We start from the raw sequence: 20,116 nt of genomic DNA, 5'->3' as shown, positions 1-20,116 counted from the left end.
TTGTGCCCTACGTAAACATCAAGATCACCCGCGAGGGTGCAACCGCCGAGCAGAAAGCAGCCCTGATCAAGGGCGTCACCGATCTGCTCCACACCGTGCTCAACAAGGATCCGGCCACCACCTTCGTTGTCATCGACGAAGTGGCGCTCGAAGACTGGGGCGTCGGCGGGCTGCCGGTCGATGCGTATCGACGAAAAGCCAAGGATAATTCCTAGCCGACCGCATCGCCCCTTGCCCGCTGCGGGCAAGGGGCGATGCGGTCGTCCGATGGCACACCGGCCGTTGGGCGACCGCTTTGCGCTTGATCGCTTTCGACAGGGTCTCTATCTCATTGTCTCCCGCCGCATTGATCCCGGAGACGTATCTTGTCCGTATTCAGCAACCTCCCCAAAGCTCCCGTCGCCGCAAAGAAGCCGGTCAGCGACACGCGCCACGGCATTACCCGCACTGACGACTATGCCTGGCTGCGCGCGGACAATTGGCAGGCGATGTTTAAGGATCCCTCGATCCTCGATCCGGATATCCGCAAGCATCTGGAGGCCGAAAACGCCTACATGAACGCGGCGATGGACGACACGAAGGCGCTGCAGAAGACGCTTTTTTCCGAGATGCGCGGCCGCATCAAGGAGGACGACAGCTCGATCCCGGTCAAGGATGGTCCCTTCGCCTACGGCCATGCCTATGTCACCGGCGGCGAACAGCCGCGGTACTTCCGCATTCCCCGTGACGGCGACCACAAGGACGAGGCGATCCGGCAGTTGCTGCTCGACGGCGACAAGGAAGCGGAAGGCAAGGCCTATTTCCGCCTCGGCGGCCTCGACCATTCGACCGACCACAGCCTCGGCATCTGGGGCTATGACGACAAGGGTTCGGAGTATTTCACGCTCCGGGTGCGCAACCTAGCAACGGGCGAGGACCTCGCCGACGTGATCGAGAACACCGGTGGCGGCGGCGCCTGGGCGCCGGATGGCAAGAGCTTCTTCTACACGGTGCTCGACGACAATCACCGCCCGTCGAAGATCTTCCATCATATCCTCGGCACCGCCCAGGCTGACGACCGGCTGGTTTTCGAGGAGACCGATCCGGGCTTCTTCATGTCGGTCGGCGACTCGCTGCTCGACGACTTCATCTACATCGACATTCACGATCACGAGACCAGCGAGTACCGGCTGCTCTCGACCAAGGATCTTCTGGCTGAGCCGAAGCTCGTCGCCGAGCGCGTCACCGGCCTCGAATATGCAATGACCGAAGGCGGCGACGTCTTCTACATCCTCACCAATGCCGATGGCGCCAAGGACTTCAAGATCGTCGAAGCGCCGGTTACTGCACCCGGCAAGGAGAACTGGCGCGAGGTGGTCCCGCACAAGCCGGGCACGCTGGTCCTCAGCCACATGGCCTATGCCCGCCATCTCGTCTGGCTGCAGCGCCGCGAAGGCCTGCCTGAGATCGTCATCCGCGACCGCAAGACCGGTGAAGAGCATGCGATCGCCTTTGCGGAAGAAGCCTATTCGCTCGGCCTTTCGGGTGCTGCCGAATACGACACCGACGTCATCCGCTTCTCCTATTCCTCGATGACCACGCCGTCGCAGCTCTTCGACTACAACATGGCGACACGTGCCCGCACGCTCCTGAAGACCCAGGAAGTGCCTTCGGGCCATAACCCGGACGACTATGTCACCCGCCGCGTCTTCGCGCCCTCGTGGGACGGCACCGAAGTGCCGGTGACGCTGCTTTACCGCAAGGACACGCCGCTCGACGGTTCGGCGCCCTGCCTGCTCTATGGCTACGGCGCCTATGGCATCACCATTCCGGCCGGTTTCAACACCAATTGCCTGTCGCTGGCCGATCGCGGCTTCGTCTATGCCATCGCCCATATCCGCGGCGGCAAGGATCGCGGCTTTGCCTGGTACGAAGACGGCAAGATGGCCAAGAAGACCAATACCTTCAAGGATTTCATCGCTGCCGCTGACTATCTGAATCAACAGAAGTTCACGTCCTACGCGAAGATCGTCGCAGAAGGCGGCTCGGCCGGCGGCATGCTGATGGGCGCGATCGCCAACATGGCGCCGGAGAAGTTCACCGGCGTTATCGCCGCCGTCCCCTTCGTCGACGTGCTCAACACCATGCTCGACGACACCCTTCCGCTGACCCCGCCGGAATGGCCGGAATGGGGCAACCCGATCGAGAGCCGGGAGTTCTACGACATCATCGCCGGCTACTCGCCCTACGACAATGTCGAGGCGAAGTCCTACCCGGCGATCCTGGCGCTCGGCGGCCTCACCGATCCGCGCGTCACCTATTGGGAACCGGCCAAGTGGGTCGCGCGGCTGCGCGAGAAGACGACCGGCAGCGCGCCGATCCTGTTGAAGACCAACATGGATGCGGGCCATGGCGGCGCGTCGGGCCGCTTCCAGCGGCTCGAGGAAATCGCCTTCGAATACGCCTTCGCCATCAAGGTCGCCGGCAAGATGTAAACGGATCGGGATGAGGAACCTGTTTGCGGTTCCTCGTCCCTTTCTCACCTTATCCCGGAGTCCCGCCATGTCCGTCCACGTCGCCCTGCTGCGTGCCGTCAATGTCGGCGGTACGGGATCACTTGCAATGGCCGACCTCAAAGCGATCTGCGAGGGGCTCGGCTTTGCCGACGTCAGGACCTACATTCAGAGCGGCAACGTGCTGTTCCGCTCCGATCTGCCGGCGGCAGAAGCAGCCGCAATGCTGGACAGCGCCCTTCAGGAAAAGCTCGGTAAGGCGCCGGGCGTAATGATCAGGAGCGGCGCGCAATTGCAGGCGATCGCCGATCAGGCACCCTTCCCGGACGCCAAGCCCAATCTGCTGCTTGTCGTTTTCCTGCGCGAGCCGGCGCCATCAGACGCGCTCGACAAGCTTGTGGCACCCGATGGCGAAGAAGCCCAGGTTGCCGGAACTGAGATCTATATCCACTTCCCGAACGGCTCCGGCCGGTCGAAGTTCAAGCTGCCGGCGGCCAAGTCCGGCACGGCGCGCAACCTCAACACGGTGCGCAAGCTTGCTGCGATGGCGCTTGAGATGGAAGGCTGACGCTCCTCAAAGGCGCCGTTCCGGACCGAAAACCGCTTCACACTTTTCCGGAAGTGCTCATGCCGCCGGCTGGAACAGTAGCCGGACAAAGGACCGGAGCACCAGCAGTTGCTGTGGCAGGCTTTCAGGCTGCTTCAGCGCCTTCGACAGGATGATCCCACCTTCAACCACGGTCGAGACCATGTCGGCAAGCTGGTCGACGTCAAGCGGTTCGCGTGGCCGGTAGACCTGCATGATCGCCTCGAACATCGTGCCAAAGCGCCGACGCCACTTCAGCGCCGCCTGCCGGTTGATCTCCTGGATCTCGCGATCGAAAGCACGCTCCTGCGTGCACATGACCGCGACCAGGCAGCCGGGATGGCCGTTCGGCAGGTCGGCGAGAATTTCCGACAGCATCTTCAACCCCAGGAGAAACGCCTGCAGCGGGTCGTCGGACAGTTGATGGGCGCGGCCGAAGATCTCGTCGTAGATGCGCTCGTCGTTCTCGATGTAGCGCTCGAGCAGAGCCCGCGCGAGCTCGTTCTTGTCACGAAAATGGTAGAAGAATCCGCTCTTGGTGATGCCGGTTTCGGCGATCAACTCGTCGATCGACGTCGCGCCGAACCCCTTGGCAAGCACCGCCGCCTCGGCAACGTCGAGGATTCTGGCGCGCGTTTCCTCACCCTTTCGCATTAGCTGCTCCCTACCATTGGTACGGTTTCCAGCAATTACTCGGCGGCCAGCCCCTAGCGCAGCGACGGCAACAGAACAGTAAGTCACTGATTTTGCGACAGTAATTTAGTATATTAGCAATAGTATACCGCAAGTCGTCTAGTTTAGAAGATGATCATAAGGCAGAAATTTACTTGGCTCTGCGGTGTTGGAGGCATCCGCGGGCCCTTCAGCCAAGACTGAACCGGTGGAGACCGATATGGCCAAATACAGACGCAGCCTGCCGCTCTTGAAGGGTGGACTGTTCCTGAGTGACGGCGGCATCGAAACGACGCTGATCTTTCATGAAGGCATCTCCCTCCCGCATTTCGCCGCTTTCGTGCTCATTTCGACGGCGGACGGGCGGCGACGCTTGCTCGACTACTACAAGCGATACCTCGCGATCGCCCAGCAGCACGGCACCGGCTTCGTGCTCGACACGCCCACCTGGCGCGCCAGCGCCGACTGGGGCATGAAGCTCGGCTATGACGCCTCGGCCCTCGCCGAGGTCAACCAGAACGCCATCTACATGTTGGCGGAACTGCGCACCGAGTACGAACGTCCGCAAGCACCGATCGTGCTGAGCGGCGCCATCGGGCCGCGCGGAGACGGCTATCGCCTGGGCCGCATGAGCGCGGACGAGGCCGAGGATTATCACGGGCCACAGATCTCGGCCTTTGCCGCCAGCGACGCCGATATCGTCGGCGCCTATACGCTGACCAGCATCGACGAGGCGACCGGCATTGCCCGGGCGGCCCAAAGCCATGGCATGCCCTGCTCGATCGCCTTCACGGTGGAAACCAACGGCCGGCTCCCAGACGGCCGTACCCTTCAGGCCGCGATCGAAACGGTGGATGCAGAAACCGGCGGCTATCCCCACTACTACATGGTCAATTGCGCCCATCCCGATCATTTCGAGACCAGCCTTGATACGGGGAGTGCCTGGGCGCAGCGCATTGCCGGTATCCGCGCCAATGCCTCCAGGATGAGCCATGCCGAGCTCGACAACAGCGAGACCCTGGAAGCCGGGGATCCCCTCGACCTCGGCCGGCGTTATCGGACACTGACGACCCATTTGCCACGACTGCGCATCCTTGGCGGTTGCTGCGGCACCGACCATCGCCACATCGCGGCAATCTGCGAGGCCTGCCTTCCACCGACGGCGCTCAGCGCCTGAGGCGCGGGGCCTCGCCCTCCCCGGCCCTCTCGCAAGCAATTGCGGGAGGGCGCCCTCTCGTCGCCACCCTCGCGAAAGCGATAGCGGTCGTGTAGACTTGGGCGGAAAGGACGGCAGCCGGACATCCCGGCAAGAGCCGTTGACCGCATCGTCATGAATTACGCTCCCCCGTCGCCGACCGGAAATGCCGAAGCCTTTGCCTTCGACAACAGCTACGCGCGCCTGCCGCAGCAGTTCTTCGCGCGCGTCGCGCCCACTCCGGTGGCGGAGCCCTGGCTGATCAAGCTCAACAAGCCATTGGCCGAGGAGCTCGGTCTCGACGTGGCGACGCTCGAACGCGAGGGCGCCGAGATCTTTTCGGGCAACCGTCTTCCCGCCGGTGCCGATCCGCTCGCCATGGCCTATGCCGGCCATCAGTTCGGTACCTTCGTGCCGCAACTCGGCGACGGCCGCGCGATCCTTCTTGGCGAGGTGATCGACCGCAACGGAAAGCGGCGCGACATCCAGCTCAAAGGACCGGGCCAGACGCCCTTCTCGCGGCGCGGCGACGGGCGCGCAGCGCTCGGCCCCGTGTTGCGCGAGTATATCGTCAGCGAGGCAATGTACGCACTCGGCATTCCGACGACACGGGCCCTTGCCGCCGTCGTCACCGGACAACCGGTCTACCGCGAGCAGATCCTGCCGGGCGCAATCGTCACGCGGGTTGCGGCAAGCCATATGCGCGTCGGCACCTTCCAGTTCTTTGCAGCGCGTGGCGACATGGAATCGGTAAAGGTGCTTGCCGACTACGCGATCGATCGCCACTACCCCGAGGTCAAGGACGCTGAACGACCCTATCTGGCCTTCTACAAAGCGATGACCGCGCGCCAGGCGGAGCTGATCGCACGCTGGCTGCATGTCGGCTTCATCCATGGCGTGATGAACACGGACAACATGACGATCTCGGGCGAGACGATCGACTTCGGCCCCTGCGCTTTCCTCGACACCTATGATCCGAAGAAGGTGTTTTCCTCGATCGACCAGGTCGGTCGCTACGCCTATGCGAGCCAGCCGGCGATCGGGCAATGGAATCTGGCGCGGCTGGCTGAAACGCTGGTGCCGCTGTTCGACGACAACCAGGATACGGCGGTGGAACTGGCCAACGATGCGCTCGGCGAATACGGCGCGATCTTCCAGCGCCACTGGCTGGACGGCATGCGGCGCAAGATCGGATTGGCCATGAGCGAAGAGGGAGACCTCGACCTGTTGCAGGCGCTGCTGACGGCGATGCATCAGGGAGAGGCGGATTTCACCCTCACCTTCCGGCTGCTGTGCGACAGCGCTCGCGACCCGGCCGCCGACGCCGTGCTCACCTCGACCTTTGCCTCGGCCGAGGCAATCGGGCCGTGGCTGCAGAACTGGCGTCAGCGTCTCAGCCGTGAGCAGGCGACGCCGGATGAACGCGCGACCGCCATGAAGGCGGTCAACCCGGCCTATATTCCGCGCAACCACCGGATCGAAGAGGCGATCGCCGCGGCGACGGAGGATGCAGACTTCTCGCTCTTCGAGGCCCTCGTCGAAGTGACCGCCAACCCCTATGCCGACCAGCCGCAGTTTGCCCGCTACCAGGCTCCGCCGAGCCCGCAAGAGGAAGTCCAGCGCACCTTCTGCGGCACATAGGCGCCGTGCGGGAATGCGGCACACCCATGCCTGTGTTCCCGCAGTCCCTGGGCATTCGCTGCCAGACAGATTCACCCAATCGCTCTATGTCGCTGTTTTTACGCGATGACCTTCGGTCGATCGCTCTCGGGCGACGCGCTGTCCGCAGCGGTTCAATGCGCGTGGCTCACGCTCGGCCGTCCCTCGCTTGAGCGCAAGCTTATTGCGGGCCTGCGAAAATTTCCGCATTGCGGAATGTGGCTATTGAAAGGCAGAGATCGCGCGTTAGGTGCTAGAAGGACAGGCGCTCTGCGCCTTGCCTGACCGGGCGGCCGCGACATGCGCGACCGCCGCCTCAAAGCCCACCTGTCTCACGCGGTCCGGCGAGGACCGCCGCAATGGAAAGGTGCCACGGCACCGTTCTTCGATGCGGGAGTTCCCATCATGCTCGTACTGACGGCCATCGTCTTTGCTCTCATCGGCCTCGCGCTTGGCGGCGGCGGCGCCAAGCTGCTGACGCTTGGTGGCAGCCCCTATTACCTCGCAATCGGCATCGGCTTCCTGCTGACGGCGGTGCTGCTGTTCATGCGGAAATCGGCGGTGATCTGGCTCTATGCGTTCATGATCCTCGGCTCGCTCGGCTGGGCGGTGTCTGAGGTCGGTTTCGACTGGTGGCAGCTTGGCCCGCGTGGCGGCGTCATCGTCCTTCTGGGGCTCTGGCTGCTGCTACCGGCCGTGCGCCGGCCGCTCGGCTTCGAAAGCCCGACAGGCGAGCGTTATGCCGTGAGTGCCTGGCCGCTGGCCCTTGCGGTGCTGGTGTCGGTCGGTGTCGCCGGATACGCGATCATGCAGGACCCGCACGACATCCGCGGCGACCTGCCAAGCGATGTCGTCGCGGAAAATCCGCCGCTCGGCGGCTCGGTACCGCCAGACGAATGGCACCAGTACGGGCGCACCGCCTACGGCCAGCGCTATTCGCCGCTCGATCAGATCACGCCTGAGAATGTCGCGGGGCTGAGGGTCGCCTGGCAGTACCAGACCGGCGACGTCAAACGCCCCGACGACGTGGGCGAAACCACCTATCAGGTAACGCCGCTCAAGATCAAAGACACGCTCTATGCCTGCACGCCGCACAACTGGGCGATCGCGCTCGATGCGGCAACCGGCGAAGAGAAGTGGAAATATGACAGCAACTCCGGCATGAACCCGGACCGCCAGCACCAGACCTGCCGGGGCGTCACCTATTGGGCCGACCCGGCTGCAGCCCCGGGCGGCCCCTGCGCCGAACGCGTGTATCTCCCAACTTCGGATGCGCGCCTGATTGCGCTTGATGCCGCGACCGGCTCGGTCTGCACCGGCTTTGCCGACAACGGCGTGCTGCATCTCGAAACGGGGATGAAATACAATCCGGCCGGCTACTATTATTCGACATCGCCGCCGGTTGCCGTCGGCGGCAAGCTCATCATCGGCGGTGCGGTCAACGACAATTATTCCACCCAGGAACAGTCCGGCGTCATACGCGCTTTCGACATCAACACCGGTGCACTGATCTGGAACTGGGACAGCGGCAATCCTGACGTGACGACACCGCTTCCAGAGGGGCAAACCTACACGACCAACTCGCCGAACAGCTGGTCGGTGATGAGCTATGACGAGGGCCTCGGCCTCGTCTACGTTCCCATGGGCAACCAGGTGCCCGACCAGCTCGGCATGGGCCGCAGCGAGCACGTCGAAAAGTACTCGTCCTCGATCGTCGCGCTCGACATCAACTCCGGCGCGGTGCGCTGGGTGCGCCAGACCGTGCATCACGATCTCTGGGACATGGACGTGCCGGCCCAGCCGGCGCTGCTCGACATCACCAAGGAAGACGGCACCGTCGTGCCGGCGCTGGTCGGCCCGACGAAACAGGGCGACATCTACGTGCTCGACCGCAGGAGCGGCGAGCCGATTATCCCGGTCGAAGAGGTCCAGGCGCCGGGCGGCGCGATCCCGGAGGACTTCACCGCCCCGACCCAGCCGGTCTCCGGCCTCACCTTCATGCCAGCGCCGCTGCAGGAAAAGGACATGTGGGGCGTCACGCTGTTCGACCAGCTCGCCTGCCGTATCGCGTTCCGGTCGCTGAAATACGAGGGCCGCTATACGCCGCCGTCGATCGAGGGCACGCTCGTCTATCCCGGCAACTTCGGCACCTTCAACTGGGGCTCCGTGGCGATCGATCCGGAACGGCAGGTGATGTTCGGCATGCCGACCTATCTCGCCTTCACCTCGCGGCTCGTGCCCCGCGACCAGGTGCCGCCGAAGGGCCAGGACGAGAAGGGCTCTGAACAGGGCCTCAACCGCAACGACGGCGCGCCTTACGGCGTGTTCATGGGGCCGTTCCTCGGGCCGCTCGGCATTCCCTGCCAGGCGCCGCCATGGGGTTACGTCGCTGGCGCCGATCTCAGGACCGGCAAGATCGCCTACAAGCACAAGAACGGCACGGTCGAGGACATGACGCCGTTGCCGCTGCCGTTCAAGGTGGGCGTTCCCGGCATCGGCGGGCCGATGATCACCAAGGGCGGCGTCGCCTTCCTGGGTGCCGCGGTCGATGATTACCTGCGCGCCTATGACCTGACGACCGGCCGCCAGCTCTGGGAGGCGCGTCTCCCCGCCGGCGGCCAATCGACACCGATGAGCTATGCGGTCGGCGACAAGCAGTATGTGCTGATCGTTGCCGGCGGCCACGGCTCGGTCGGCACCAGGCCGGGTGACTACATCATCGCCTACACCCTGCCCTGAGGCGCGCGAGATATCCCTAATTCTCGCTAGAGGGTTGCAAAAGCAAGCTCCGCGCAAGCCCGCGACAGCAGCTTCCCCCGGACGACAGATTCCGGGGGATTCCCATGAAGATCGACAACAGCATCTCGAGCTACTACTTCTCCCAGCGCCGCCAGCAGGGGGGCACCATCGCGCCGATCGAAGAGAGCGGCAGTGATGCGCGCCCACGCCAGGCACCGACGATCGCGCCGCCTTCGACATCGAACGCGCTTTCCAACGCACTGTGGATGACGGCGACCCGGGACGGCGAGAGCACGGCTTCGATTTCCGCCAAGGAAGGCCCGGCGGCTCCGGACGGTTCGGTCGGCGACGAGTTTCTGAACGAAGCGAAGAAGAGCCTCGTCGAGAGAATCCGCGAACAGGTCCTCAAGGCAATGGGCCTGACCGAAGGGGATCTCAAGGAGATGCCCGCCGAAGAGCGCCAGGCCGTCGAGGAAGAGATCCGCAAGGCCGTCGAGCGCGCCATGGGTGTGGAGCAGCAGCGCGACACCGCGACCGCCGATATCGCCAATGGCGGCGGCGACACCCTCTGACTGGGCCGCTTGTGCCGATCGGCTTGTCTCGTTCGGACAATCGATGATATCCAGCGATCTCCAGAGAGGACCAAGTTCCATGCGCCTGATCCGTTAGCGACGTTCACCGGCAGAAAACGACCGACGCCAAGGCCGCCTTTCGGCGGTTTTTGGCATGGCTTTTTCCGGCCGCCTGAACGCCTGACATGGATATGACCGTTCACCGGCCATCGCTAGGATCATCCTCATGACCACCAAAGACGGATTTGTTTCCGAAGCCGGCAGCCTTCGCGCCGGCCCCTTCGACCTCAGCTATCGGATCGAAGGCAGCGGCATGCCGCTGCTCGTCGTCGGCAGCGCCACCTACTATCCGCGCACCTTCTCCCAGGCGCTTCGAGAGAGGTTGCAGCTGGTCTTCATCGACCATCGCGGCTTCGCGCAGGCGCGGACCGACTATGCCGCTGTCGATATCGGTTTCGAGACGGTGCTCGATGACATTGAGCGGATGCGCGCGCATCTGGGTCTAGAACGCTTCCCCATTCTCGGCCATTCCGGCCATGGCTACATGGCGCTCGAATATGCCAAGCGGCATCCGGAGAAGGTCAGCCACGTGATCATGGTCGGCACCGGCCCGAGCCATTCGGCCCGCCACATGGCGCTCTCCGATCGGATCTGGGAAGAAACCGTGTCGCCTGCGCGCAAGGCGATCTTCGAAAAGGAGATGGCCAAGCTTGGCGACGACATCGCCGCACGGCCTGAGGCGCGCTTCAAAGCCCTGCTGATCCGGCTCGGCGCGAAAAGCTGGCATCAACCGGATTTCGACGCAGCACCGCTTTGGCGCGATGTGACCATCAACAATGCGGTGTTCGACCATCTCTGGGGCGAGGTCTTTCGCGACATCGATATCCGCAAGGGTCTGAACAGGCTGGCGGCGCCGGTGCTGCTTGCGCTCGGCCGCTCGGACTATCTCGTCGCTCCTGCCTTCAGCTGGGATGAATATCGGGCGGACTTCAGAGACCTGACGGTGCGGCTCTTCGAGGAGAGCGGGCATACGCCGCAGCTGGAAGAAAGCGATCTCTTCGACGAAGCCCTGCTCTCGTTCCTCAAAAACCACCGCGGCTAGACCACGCCGGCTCGCAGTGTCCAGCATTCGGAGGGGCCGGGACCGGCCCCTCCTCCTCCTTGCCATTGACACAGAATTAGGCTCAACTATCTAATGCTCCAGAAGCTATAGGTTTGAGGCGAACATGTATTCCATCGGCGATCTCTCCCGGCGCACCGGCGTCAAAATCCCGACGATCCGCTATTACGAGCAGATGGGGCTGATCGCGGCACCGGAGCGTTCCGAAGGCAACCAGCGGCGCTACGAGAAAAGCGAGCTTGAGCGGCTGGCCTTCATCCGCCATGCGCGCGACCTCGGCCTGTCGATCGATTCGATCAAGGATCTGCTCGCCCTCAGCCAGCATCCGGAGCGCCCTTGTGGCGAGGCCGACCGCATCGCCAGCGAGCACCTCACGACGGTCCGCGAGAAGATCGCGCGGCTGAAGAAGCTGGAGCAGGAACTGGAACGCATCGTCGCCTGCGACGGCAACCACACCGTCGGTGATTGCTACGTGATCCGGGCGCTCGCCGACCACTCCATGTGCGAGAGCGAGCACTGAGGCGGCAGCTTAATTAGCCGCCTTGAAAAATCCCCGTTGACAAAAGTGCGAAAACAAACAATCTAGCGCCCATGATCAAGAACGCACCCATTTGCCGCGTGTATTTTTGGCTGTTCCGATAGGAGCGGCCTGCTGATCATATTCAACAAGGCCGCCATCAGGCGGCTTTTGTTTTTCCGGCTCCTGATGGCGAGAAAACCCGAGGAGCCGAGACATGCTACAGACCGCCATCCCTACCCTTCATGCGACCCCGGCGACACGCCCGCCGATGGTGACGATCCGCTCAGCCAAGCAGCGCGACCTGCCGGAGCTGCGCGACATGATCGCGGAGCTTTCCGCCCATCACGGCGACGCCGCCCCGATCACGCCGGAACAGCTTGAGCGCGATCTCTTCGGTCGCATGCCCTGGATCACGGCGCTCGTCGCCGAGGCCGGCAACCGGCTGATCGGCTACGCGATCCTGGTACCGATCTACCGGGCAGCCGAAGGCGCGCGCGGCATGGAGTTGCATCACCTCTTCGTTCGCCCGGAAAACCGCGGCACCGGCATCGGCCGCCACCTGGTCGCCAAGGCGCGCGAGCAGGCGAAGATGGCCGGCTGCGACTTCCTTTCGGTCAGCGCCGCCACGGGTAACTTCCAGGCACACCATTTCTACGAATCCGAACGCTTCGTCCCTCGCCCGGTGACCGGCATGCGCTATATGCAGAAGCTTGGCTGAGGAGCTGCCGATGCGTCTTGCAATCGTCCTGTGCGAGGGTTTCGCCGATTGGGAATGTGCGCTGTTGATGGCGGCGGCACGCACCCATCTCGGCGTCGATATCGAGGTTGCCACCGTCGACGGCGCGCGCGTCACCTCCATGGGTGGCCTCGACGTTTCGGCGCATCTCTCGGTCGATGCCCTCGATCCGGCCGGCTTCGACGGGCTGGTGATCTGCGGCGGCGCCATCTGGGACACGAACGAGGCGCCCGATCTCTCCTCGACGATCCGCGCCTTCGATCGCAACAAGCGTGTGGTCGCAGCCATTTGCGGCGGCGTCCATGCTCTTGCGACATGCAGCCTTCTCGACCGCATCGAGCACACCGGCAACAGCGCCGAAAGCCTTGCGGCGCTGACCGGCTATCATGGTGCTTCGCACTATCGCGATCAGCCGCAGGCGATGCGTAGCGGCCATGTCGTCACCGCCGCCGGCACGGCGCCGATCAGCTTTACCGGCGAGATCCTGCATGGCCTTGGCCTCGGCTCACCCGAGCTCGACGGCTTTCTCGCACTTTACGGGCGGGAGCATCGGCCCGACGACAGCGGCAGCATCGGGTAAGCCGCTTTCCGTTTCGGGGCGGAAAGCGGCCTCCCCTCTGTTTGAAAACAGGCCTAGAGCCAGTTGGAGATCTGATCGAGCGGCTTCTTCACCTTGCCGGCGACCGGTACGGTCGCATCCGGGGCGGGATAGCCCACCACCAGGATCAGGAACGGTTTTTCACTGTCCGGCCGGCCGCAGATCTCGTTGAGGAAGTTCATCGGCGCCGGCGTATGGGTGAGTGTCGCAACGCCCGCGTGATGCAGCGCCGTGATCAGGATGCCGGTGGCGATGCCGACGCTTTCGTTGATGTAGTAGTTCTTCTTCAGGTCGCCCGGATTGGGGCCGCCGCGCTTCTGCGAGAAGACGACGATCAGGTAGGGAGCGGTCTCAAGGAAGGGTTTGTCTTCGTCGGTGCCGAGCGGCGCCAGCGCATCGAGCCACTCCTGCGGAGCCTTGTCCCGATAGAAGATGCGCTCCTCCTCTTCCGCCGCGTGGCGCACCTCGGCCTTGATCCGCGCGCTCTCGATGACGGTGAAATGCCAGGGTTGATGGTTGGCGCCGCTCGGTGCCGTACCGGCCGCCTTCAGACAGGTTTCGATGACCTCGCGCGGCACCGGGCGGTCGCTGAAATAGCGCGTGGTCCGGCGGCGGTTGACCTCCTCGTAGAAGTCCGCGGCGCGCGCCACCATCTCCTCGGGGCTGCGTTCGATCCACTGGTCGTAGGGCGCGGTTTCGTGTGGGCGCATTCAGTCTCCTCCTCGTTGCGAAGCGGAGTTGAGCGCGCCTTGCCTCTCAGATCAAGGCCTTACAGCGACGGTACCGCCTTCAGGTAGGCGGCGATCGCCTCGCGATCGGCCGGCGTCAGTTTCGCCATGTTCTTCTGCACTTCCACCATGGAGCCACCGACGGAATCGAACTCCGGCGTGAAGCCCGTCTCCAGATAGGAGGCGATATCCGAGGCGCTCCAGCTGCCGATGCTCTTGGAGCCGGGCGTGATATCGGGGATACGGCCCTCGCCTTCCGGGTTCGGCGCGCCGGCGAGCCACTGGTCCGGCTCGAAGCCACCGAGCGCATTCCTCGGCGTGTGGCATTCACCGCAATGGCCGGGCCCCTCGACAAGATATTGCCCGCGGCCGAGCTTCGGATCGCTGGCGTCCACCGCGGCGCGTGGCTTGTCGGTCAGGAACAGCAATTTCCAGCCACCCAAAGCGATCCGCATGTTGTAGGGGAACGGCAGTTCGTGCGGCGGCGCCACCTCCGTGCTCTTCGGCAGCGTCTTCATGAAGCCCCAGAGGTCGTTGACGTCCTTGGCCGTCATGCGCGCATAGGAACCATAGGGAAACGACGGATAGAGATGCTCGCCGTTGCGCCCCACCCCGCGGGTCATCGCGTTGCCGAACTCCGCCAGCGTCCATGCGCCGATGCCGGCGGTTTCGTCCGACGAGATGTTCGGCGCGTGGAAGGTGCCGAACGGGCTCTTCAGCGGTGCGCCACCGGAAAGCACCAGACGCGCGTCGCCTTCAGCACCCTTACTGGCATGGCAGCTGACGCAGCCGCCGGCCCAGAAGACCTGTTCGCCATTGGCAAGATCCGGCTCGCCCAGGCCCTCCCAATGGGAGGCACTCCAAGGTGCCGGCTTCGTCAGCCACCAGAAGGCGGCACCGCCGACGACGCCCAGCACAACAAGACCCGAAACCAGCTTTCTCGCCCGACGACCCATAGTTCCCCTCATGCCCTGCCGAAAACAGCGTGCTCAATACGAATGGAGGCACGCGGCGGGACGTCGCGTGCCTCCTCATTCAGCCGGATAGGACGTTGTCGCCTATCAATTCTTCTTCAGGCGGTAGCTCTCATGACAGCTGCCGCAGTCCTTGCCGATGCCGCCGAGGGCCGCGCCAACGGCTGCCTGGTCGGCCGGAAGCTGTGCCAGCACCGCTCCAGCATCCGTGCCGAGCTTGGCGGCCTTGGCCTTGAAGTCGTCCATGTTTTCCCAGATCTTCGGGCTTGCCTCAGTCTCATGGCCCGTTTCCGAGCCGGCCGGGAAATGGTCCGGGAAGGTCTTCATCGTTTCGCTGATCGTCGTCAGCGACGCTTTGACGACCTCGGCGTCATAGGGCTTTTCGCCCTTGGCGATGCCGGCAAGGGCGCCGGTCGCGGCACCCACCTTCTTCATCGCCTGCTGGCGAACCACCTGCGGCTCGTCGGCTGCGGTCACGGCAGTAACACCCAGGCCCGCGAGAGCGGCAGCCAACATGAGTGCGCGTATTTTCATCAGGATCTCCCGGTCAATGAAATTTATTCGGCGAATCTGCCTGCCTGGCCTTCATGCCCAATGCGCCGGCATGATGTCATTTTGAGTATTCGACGGAAGTAACATTTATTTGATGCTCTTGTTAGGACAAAGGAATTTCCGTCGATCGGCGCAATTCCGGGATCTCCACGAGCGCGCCAATAACATGACTTTAATATTCATGTTTATACTTGCAGAAACCGGGGCGGCATCACCGCGCCGACCAACCCTGCCATACGGTGAAGGCGGCGACCAGAACGAGCACGGCCCCGGCGGCTCGACCGATCCACACGGTCGTCTCGGGGCTGCCGACCAGAAAGTCCCGACCGCGGCCTGCAGCAAGGGCAAGACCGCCATAGACGGCGAGCTGCGTCGCAGCGATCATCGCCGCCATGACGAGGGCCTGCGACCAGATCGGCCCGAACTGCGGCTTGAGGAACTGCGGATAGACCGCCAGCATGAAGAGATAGGCCTTGGGGTTCATCAGGCTCGTCAGCGCGCCCTGTCGGAAGCTTGCCCAGCGCGAGAGCTTGCCTGAGCCTTCGATGCCACCGATGGTGATCGAGCTTTTGACCAGGGAAAAGCCGATCCAGGCGATGTAGACGGCACCGGCGACGAGCAGCACGTTGAAGAGGCCGGGCACCAGATGCAGGATGACGCTGACGCCGAGTGCTGCATAAAGCGTATGCAGCACGCCGCCCGCCATGATGCCGGCGGTCGCCGACAGGCCGGAGGCCCGGCCGCCCGTCAGCGAGTTGGCCAGGACGAAAACCATGTCCATGCCCGGCACGATGATGATGCCGAAGAGAAGGGTGAAAAAGAGCCAGAGATTTTCCGCGTAGGTCATGTCAGTTGTCCGTCGTCCTGGTTTTGATTTCTCAAGACGAATTGCTGTTTTTTCAATTCGTTGGCTGATGGTATAAATTCTGGCAACTGACAAGGTAGTGTCAGGAGCGTTGACGACGGGAGCGGTTTTCGATGCGCAAGGCGGCACGGCTTTTCGAGATCATCCAGATCCTCCGGCTTGCGCGAAAGCCCGTTACGGGCGCGCAGATGGCCGAGACGCTGGAGGTGGCGGTCCGCTCGATCTACCGCGACATCGCCGCACTCCAGGCGATGCGCGTGCCGATCGAGGGCGGCCGCGGCATCGGCTACATCCTTCGGCCCGGCTTCGACCTGCCGCCGCTGATGTTTTCGATCGAGGAAACGGAAGCGATCGCCCTGGCGCTGGCGTTGCTGGCGCGAACCGGCGACGAGGAGCTGAAGGCGGCCGCCGGTCGCGTCAATCAGAAGATCACCGCCGCCGTGCCCGAACCGCTCAGATTGGCGTTCCGCTCGCAGGCGCTGCATGCCTGGGGAACGATCGCCCCCTCGCCCGCCGGCATCGATCTCGCCCTGGTGCGTCGGGCGATCCGCGACGAGCAGAAGCTCGAGCTCGACTATCGCGACGAAATGGGCCGCGCCACGGAACGCACGATCCGGCCGGTCGCGCTGATCTACTATTCGGAAACCGCCAACATCGTCGGCTGGTGCGAATTGCGCCAGGCGATCCGCAACTTTCGCGCCGACCGCGTCGAGCATTGTCAGACGGCGGACGCCTATTTTCCCGGCGAAGGAGACCGTCTCAGGGACCTCTGGGTCAGTGGCTGGAAGACACCGCCCGCGGCTGCCTGAGCCTGGCCCCACCCGCATCCAGCACAAACGAAAAGACCCGGCGCAAGCGCCGGGTCCAAACGTCATGCATCGAAGACGGGCAGCTTACTTGGAAGCCGCTTCGTACATTTCGAGCACGTAGTCCCAGTTGATCAGGCTGTCGACGAAGGCTTCGAGATACTTCGGACGGGCGTTGCGGTAGTCGATGTAGTAGGAGTGTTCCCAGACGTCGACGCCGAGGATCGGCGAGGCGCCGTGAACGAGCGGGTTTTCGCCGTTCGGGGTCTTGGAGATTTCGAGCTTGCCGTTCTTGACCGAGAGCCAAGCCCAGCCCGAGCCGAACTGGCCGGTGCCGGCGGCGATGAAGTCGGCGCGGAACTTGTCGTAGCCGCCGAGGTCGGACTTGATGGCCGCTTCGAGCTTGGCCGGCAGGCTGGTGCCGCCGCCGCCCTTCTTCATCCACTTCCAGAAGTGGACGTGGTTGTAGTGCTGGCCGGCATTGTTGAACAGCGGCTGGTTGGTGCCGTAGGACTTCTTGACGATCTCCTCGAGCGACAGGTCGGCGAGGCCGGCCTCTTCGGCAAGCTTGTTGCCGTTGGTCACGTAAGCCAGGTGATGCTTGTCGTGGTGGTACTCGAGCGTCTCGCGCGACATGTAGGGCGCCAGCGCATCGTAGTCATAGGGAAGGTTCGGCAATTCGAAAGCCATGTGGGCATCTCCTCTTGGCATGGAATTTCGTCGGGAAATCCGTGAGCGGGAACATAGGCACCGACCCTCATGGAGGCAACCGATGCAATGCCAATTTTTCCTCAACCCACGGAATATACTTTCAACATCATTTTGAAAGCATGACACTTTCGAGCACATTCATGCCACGGTTCGCGTGCAGCTTCGCGACCGTTGCAACCACGCACAAAGGACAGTCCATGCCGCAGCGTCTCATCCCCGCCTTCGCCCTCGCCGCCGCCACAACGTTCATTGCGTCTACGGCCGCCGCCTCCTCCGGCGATGCATGGGAAAGTTTCCGGGCAGAGGTCTCGGAAAAGTGCCTGGCGGCGGCCGCGTCGCTGGAAAAGGCAAGCGCGGTCGTCGACCCCTTCGGCTCGGAAAGCTTCGGCCTGGCGCTGGTGATCGGCACGCCCAAGGGGTCCGACACCGCCGTGACCCAGATCTGCGTCTTCGACAAGCAGAAGAAGACGGTGGAGCTCGGCGGCGAACTGGCACCCGATACGGTCAACATCGCCGTTCCGACGAAGGCACGGTAGATCAATGAGCGAGGGTCGCAGGCGACAGCTATCGCGGCCCGGCCGGTTGTGCCTGACTGGGTCAAGAGGCGCGGGCACTCCACGTCGTAAGCCGGTCGCAGCGGCGACGGTCCGTGGTGCGATCTCCAGCCCGTCACAACCTGCCACCGTCGGCCACAATGAGTTGCGAATCGATACACATGCAATTACCGGGGCAACACCAACCGGAGATTGTCATGAAGTCCCTACGCATCGCCTCACTTGTTGTTGCCCTCACGACCCTTGCCGCCTGCGCACCATCACAGGACGAATATGCCCGCCTGCAGACCGCAGTCCAGGGCAGCCCGGCCATGCAAAAGGCGCTGCACAAGGATTGCGTCAGCAAGAAGTGGTCGAAAGCCGACCGCGAATACGGCGCCTTGCTGATCAGCGTTCCACCGGCCAAGGTTCAGGCCGTCGTGTGCAAGCGCATCGTTAATGCCATGGCGTCCGGCCGGCTCAAATATGCCGACGTCCGGCAACTCACGAGCAACCAAGGGCCAACGGTGAACCTCATCAAGATCCTGCAGGGCCGATAGGCCAGCGGCCGCATCGGCAATCATCGACGCCCAGCCGGTCAAGCAGCCCGGCTGGACGTGGCTGCCTGACCCGACGAGCGATACAGCCGCCTTGCGGACATGGCTTGTCGCTTGAGCTTCAACAGCACCGTTGATAGATCTTGGTCATGGTAAGCGATACCCACGAGAGAATCCTGGACGCAGCCGAGCGCCTCATGGTGTCGAGGGGCTACAATGCGTTCAGCTATGCCGACATCTCCTCCGAACTGGGCGTCGGCAAGGCGACCATCCATCATCACTTCCCGACCAAGGCCGACCTCGCAACCGCTGTGCTTGCCCGTTATCGCAAGAACAATCGCCGCAGCGTCGAGGGACTGTTTGCCGCCGTCAGCGATCCGGTCGCCCGGCTCGAAGCCTATGTCGGCTACTGGGAAGACTGCATCGCCAAGCAGAATACGCCCTTCTGCATCGGCGCCCTTCTCGCCTCGGAGATCCCCGCCCTTCCCGATAGTGTCGTCGCGCAGGTGCGCGGCCATTTTGCCGATCTTTCCGGATGGCTCGGTGCGGCGATCGAAGACGGCGTGACCAGCGGCCACCTGAAGGCAGCGCATGGGCCGAAGGCCGAGGCCGAGACCCTCATGGCCACCGTTCACGGCGCAATGCTCGCCGCACGCGTTGCTGGCTCCGATCCGGCGGTGTTTTCCGCAATCGCCCGACCGGCACTGGATCGTCTGGTGGTCGGGCCGTGACGGGGGATCAAAAGCCGTGACGACAAAATGGGCATTGGCAGCACGGTGTTCCCGTGGGAACGGCAGGTTCAAGCCGCCGGCACTAGAAATTGACGTAACGGACGCGATGGCAAAGGGACCATTGCGTATTCTTTTGACAACCGCGCCGACCAACTAGTCGGTCGAGACCTGAAGGAGCAAGTTCATGGCAAATCCACTTTCTACGCTCGGCATCTTCCATACCGCAATCAGTCTCGCCCCTGTCGCTGCCGGCCTCTACGGCTTTGGACGCTACGGCGCGATTGTCCCTTCCACCCGATCCGGCAAGATCTATCTCGCCACGCTCATTCTTGCGGTTCTGACCTCTGCCGGGCTTTCAAGCACCGGGGGGTTCAACGCGGGGCATGCGCTGGGACTCGTCACGCTGGCAGTGGTCGCCGGAAGCCTGGCGGTCGACAGGCTCGCCTTCGTCGGACGCCTGAAGCCGTACCTCACGACGCTGGGTCTCTCGTTCAGCTACTTCCTGCTGATCGTGCCGGCAATCGCCGAAACGCTGAAGCGCCTGCCCGCCTCGCACCCGCTTGCCAGCGGGCCGGAATCGCCGATCGTACAAACAACACTGCTTGTCTGGCTGGTGATTTTCCTGTCCGGTCTTTCCGTGCAGGCCTACCTGATCCACAGGCGCGCCGCAGCCACGGCGCGCGCTCCGCGCACGCATTGATGTCCGATAAGAACGGTTGGCCGCCTTCACCGGCGTAGCGGCCCCGGCCGCACGCTGATGAAGGCCCCGG

Annotated in this window: 22 protein-coding genes; 16 read left to right on the top strand and 6 right to left on the bottom strand. The window is 63.4% G+C overall.

The window, feature by feature from the left end:
• Nucleotides 1-2: 2 nt before the first annotated feature.
• From M2267_RS04995 to M2267_RS04985, 3 genes are all read left to right on the top strand, one after another.
• Nucleotides 3-215, top strand: coding sequence for a tautomerase family protein (locus M2267_RS04995; protein ID WP_429112890.1), 213 nt, complete (start codon nt 3-5; stop codon nt 213-215).
• Nucleotides 216-365: 150 nt separating this feature from the next.
• On the top strand, nt 366-2,474 hold the full coding sequence (locus tag M2267_RS04990) for a S9 family peptidase (protein ID WP_429112888.1): 2,109 nt from the start codon (nt 366-368) through the stop codon (nt 2,472-2,474).
• A gap of 67 nt (nt 2,475-2,541) precedes the next feature.
• The gene (locus tag M2267_RS04985) at nt 2,542-3,060 is read left to right on the top strand and encodes a DUF1697 domain-containing protein (RefSeq protein ID WP_429112887.1); all 519 of its coding nucleotides are present in this window, start codon (nt 2,542-2,544) and stop codon (nt 3,058-3,060) included.
• Nucleotides 3,061-3,117: 57 nt separating this feature from the next.
• On the opposite strand, the gene M2267_RS04980 is transcribed toward M2267_RS04985, so the two are convergent.
• A complete protein-coding gene (locus M2267_RS04980; protein ID WP_043610901.1) occupies nt 3,118-3,732 on the bottom strand; it encodes a TetR/AcrR family transcriptional regulator in 615 nt (204 codons plus the stop codon).
• A 238-nt stretch (nt 3,733-3,970) separates the two neighbouring features.
• Here M2267_RS04980 and M2267_RS04975 point away from each other — a divergent pair, with 238 nt between their 5' ends.
• From M2267_RS04975 to M2267_RS04940, 8 genes are all read left to right on the top strand, one after another.
• On the top strand, nt 3,971-4,927 hold the full coding sequence (locus M2267_RS04975; RefSeq protein ID WP_429112885.1) for a homocysteine S-methyltransferase family protein: 957 nt from the start codon (nt 3,971-3,973) through the stop codon (nt 4,925-4,927).
• Nucleotides 4,928-5,080: 153 nt separating this feature from the next.
• Nucleotides 5,081-6,586, top strand: a complete 1,506-nt coding sequence (locus tag M2267_RS04970) for a protein adenylyltransferase SelO (protein WP_429112883.1) — start codon at nt 5,081-5,083, stop codon at nt 6,584-6,586.
• A gap of 423 nt (nt 6,587-7,009) precedes the next feature.
• Nucleotides 7,010-9,343 (top strand): glucose/quinate/shikimate family membrane-bound PQQ-dependent dehydrogenase, encoded by a 2,334-nt coding sequence (locus M2267_RS04965; protein ID WP_429112881.1) that lies wholly within the window; start codon nt 7,010-7,012, stop codon nt 9,341-9,343.
• Nucleotides 9,344-9,447: 104 nt separating this feature from the next.
• The gene (locus tag M2267_RS04960; RefSeq protein WP_429112880.1) at nt 9,448-9,915 is read left to right on the top strand and encodes a hypothetical protein; all 468 of its coding nucleotides are present in this window, start codon (nt 9,448-9,450) and stop codon (nt 9,913-9,915) included.
• Between the two features lie 226 nt (nt 9,916-10,141).
• Nucleotides 10,142-11,017, top strand: coding sequence for an alpha/beta fold hydrolase (locus tag M2267_RS04955; protein ID WP_429112877.1), 876 nt, complete (start codon nt 10,142-10,144; stop codon nt 11,015-11,017).
• Nucleotides 11,018-11,141: 124 nt separating this feature from the next.
• A complete protein-coding gene (locus M2267_RS04950) occupies nt 11,142-11,555 on the top strand; it encodes a MerR family transcriptional regulator (protein WP_043610910.1) in 414 nt (137 codons plus the stop codon).
• A gap of 214 nt (nt 11,556-11,769) precedes the next feature.
• Entirely contained in the window at nt 11,770-12,273 is a 504-nt protein-coding gene (locus M2267_RS04945; RefSeq protein ID WP_043610912.1) for a GNAT family N-acetyltransferase, read from the top strand.
• 10 nt (nt 12,274-12,283) lie between these two features.
• The gene (locus M2267_RS04940; RefSeq protein WP_429112873.1) at nt 12,284-12,871 is read left to right on the top strand and encodes a DJ-1/PfpI family protein; all 588 of its coding nucleotides are present in this window, start codon (nt 12,284-12,286) and stop codon (nt 12,869-12,871) included.
• 53 nt (nt 12,872-12,924) lie between these two features.
• On the opposite strand, the gene M2267_RS04935 is transcribed toward M2267_RS04940, so the two are convergent.
• The 4 genes from M2267_RS04935 to M2267_RS04920 all read right to left on the bottom strand — a co-directional run bounded on the left by M2267_RS04935 (nt 12,925) and on the right by M2267_RS04920 (nt 15,990).
• Entirely contained in the window at nt 12,925-13,599 is a 675-nt protein-coding gene (locus tag M2267_RS04935; RefSeq protein WP_043610916.1) for a nitroreductase family protein, read from the bottom strand.
• A 59-nt stretch (nt 13,600-13,658) separates the two neighbouring features.
• Nucleotides 13,659-14,573, bottom strand: coding sequence for a c-type cytochrome (locus tag M2267_RS04930; protein WP_429112871.1), 915 nt, complete (start codon nt 14,571-14,573; stop codon nt 13,659-13,661).
• 105 nt (nt 14,574-14,678) lie between these two features.
• Nucleotides 14,679-15,125: a c-type cytochrome gene (locus M2267_RS04925; RefSeq protein ID WP_043610920.1), complete on the bottom strand. Its 447-nt coding sequence runs from the start codon at nt 15,123-15,125 to the stop codon at nt 14,679-14,681.
• 229 nt (nt 15,126-15,354) lie between these two features.
• Nucleotides 15,355-15,990, bottom strand: a complete 636-nt coding sequence (locus tag M2267_RS04920) for a LysE family translocator (protein ID WP_043610921.1) — start codon at nt 15,988-15,990, stop codon at nt 15,355-15,357.
• 131 nt (nt 15,991-16,121) lie between these two features.
• Here M2267_RS04920 and M2267_RS04915 point away from each other — a divergent pair, with 131 nt between their 5' ends.
• On the top strand, nt 16,122-16,817 hold the full coding sequence (locus M2267_RS04915; RefSeq protein ID WP_043610923.1) for a helix-turn-helix transcriptional regulator: 696 nt from the start codon (nt 16,122-16,124) through the stop codon (nt 16,815-16,817).
• 84 nt (nt 16,818-16,901) lie between these two features.
• On the opposite strand, the gene M2267_RS04910 is transcribed toward M2267_RS04915, so the two are convergent.
• A complete protein-coding gene (locus tag M2267_RS04910; RefSeq protein ID WP_043610924.1) occupies nt 16,902-17,504 on the bottom strand; it encodes a superoxide dismutase in 603 nt (200 codons plus the stop codon).
• A 218-nt stretch (nt 17,505-17,722) separates the two neighbouring features.
• Here M2267_RS04910 and M2267_RS04905 point away from each other — a divergent pair, with 218 nt between their 5' ends.
• From M2267_RS04905 to M2267_RS04890, 4 genes are all read left to right on the top strand, one after another.
• Entirely contained in the window at nt 17,723-18,061 is a 339-nt protein-coding gene (locus M2267_RS04905; protein WP_429112865.1) for a hypothetical protein, read from the top strand.
• Between the two features lie 215 nt (nt 18,062-18,276).
• The gene (locus M2267_RS04900; protein ID WP_192447501.1) at nt 18,277-18,618 is read left to right on the top strand and encodes a hypothetical protein; all 342 of its coding nucleotides are present in this window, start codon (nt 18,277-18,279) and stop codon (nt 18,616-18,618) included.
• Nucleotides 18,619-18,764: 146 nt separating this feature from the next.
• The gene (locus tag M2267_RS04895; RefSeq protein ID WP_429112863.1) at nt 18,765-19,346 is read left to right on the top strand and encodes a TetR/AcrR family transcriptional regulator; all 582 of its coding nucleotides are present in this window, start codon (nt 18,765-18,767) and stop codon (nt 19,344-19,346) included.
• Between the two features lie 184 nt (nt 19,347-19,530).
• On the top strand, nt 19,531-20,046 hold the full coding sequence (locus M2267_RS04890; protein WP_429112861.1) for a hypothetical protein: 516 nt from the start codon (nt 19,531-19,533) through the stop codon (nt 20,044-20,046).
• Nucleotides 20,047-20,116 lie beyond the last annotated feature (70 nt).

This window comes from Ensifer sp. KUDG1, assembly GCF_050434285.1.
GTDB lineage: Bacteria > Pseudomonadota > Alphaproteobacteria > Rhizobiales > Rhizobiaceae > Ensifer.
This window is presented reverse-complemented; position numbering and strand designations above follow the sequence as displayed.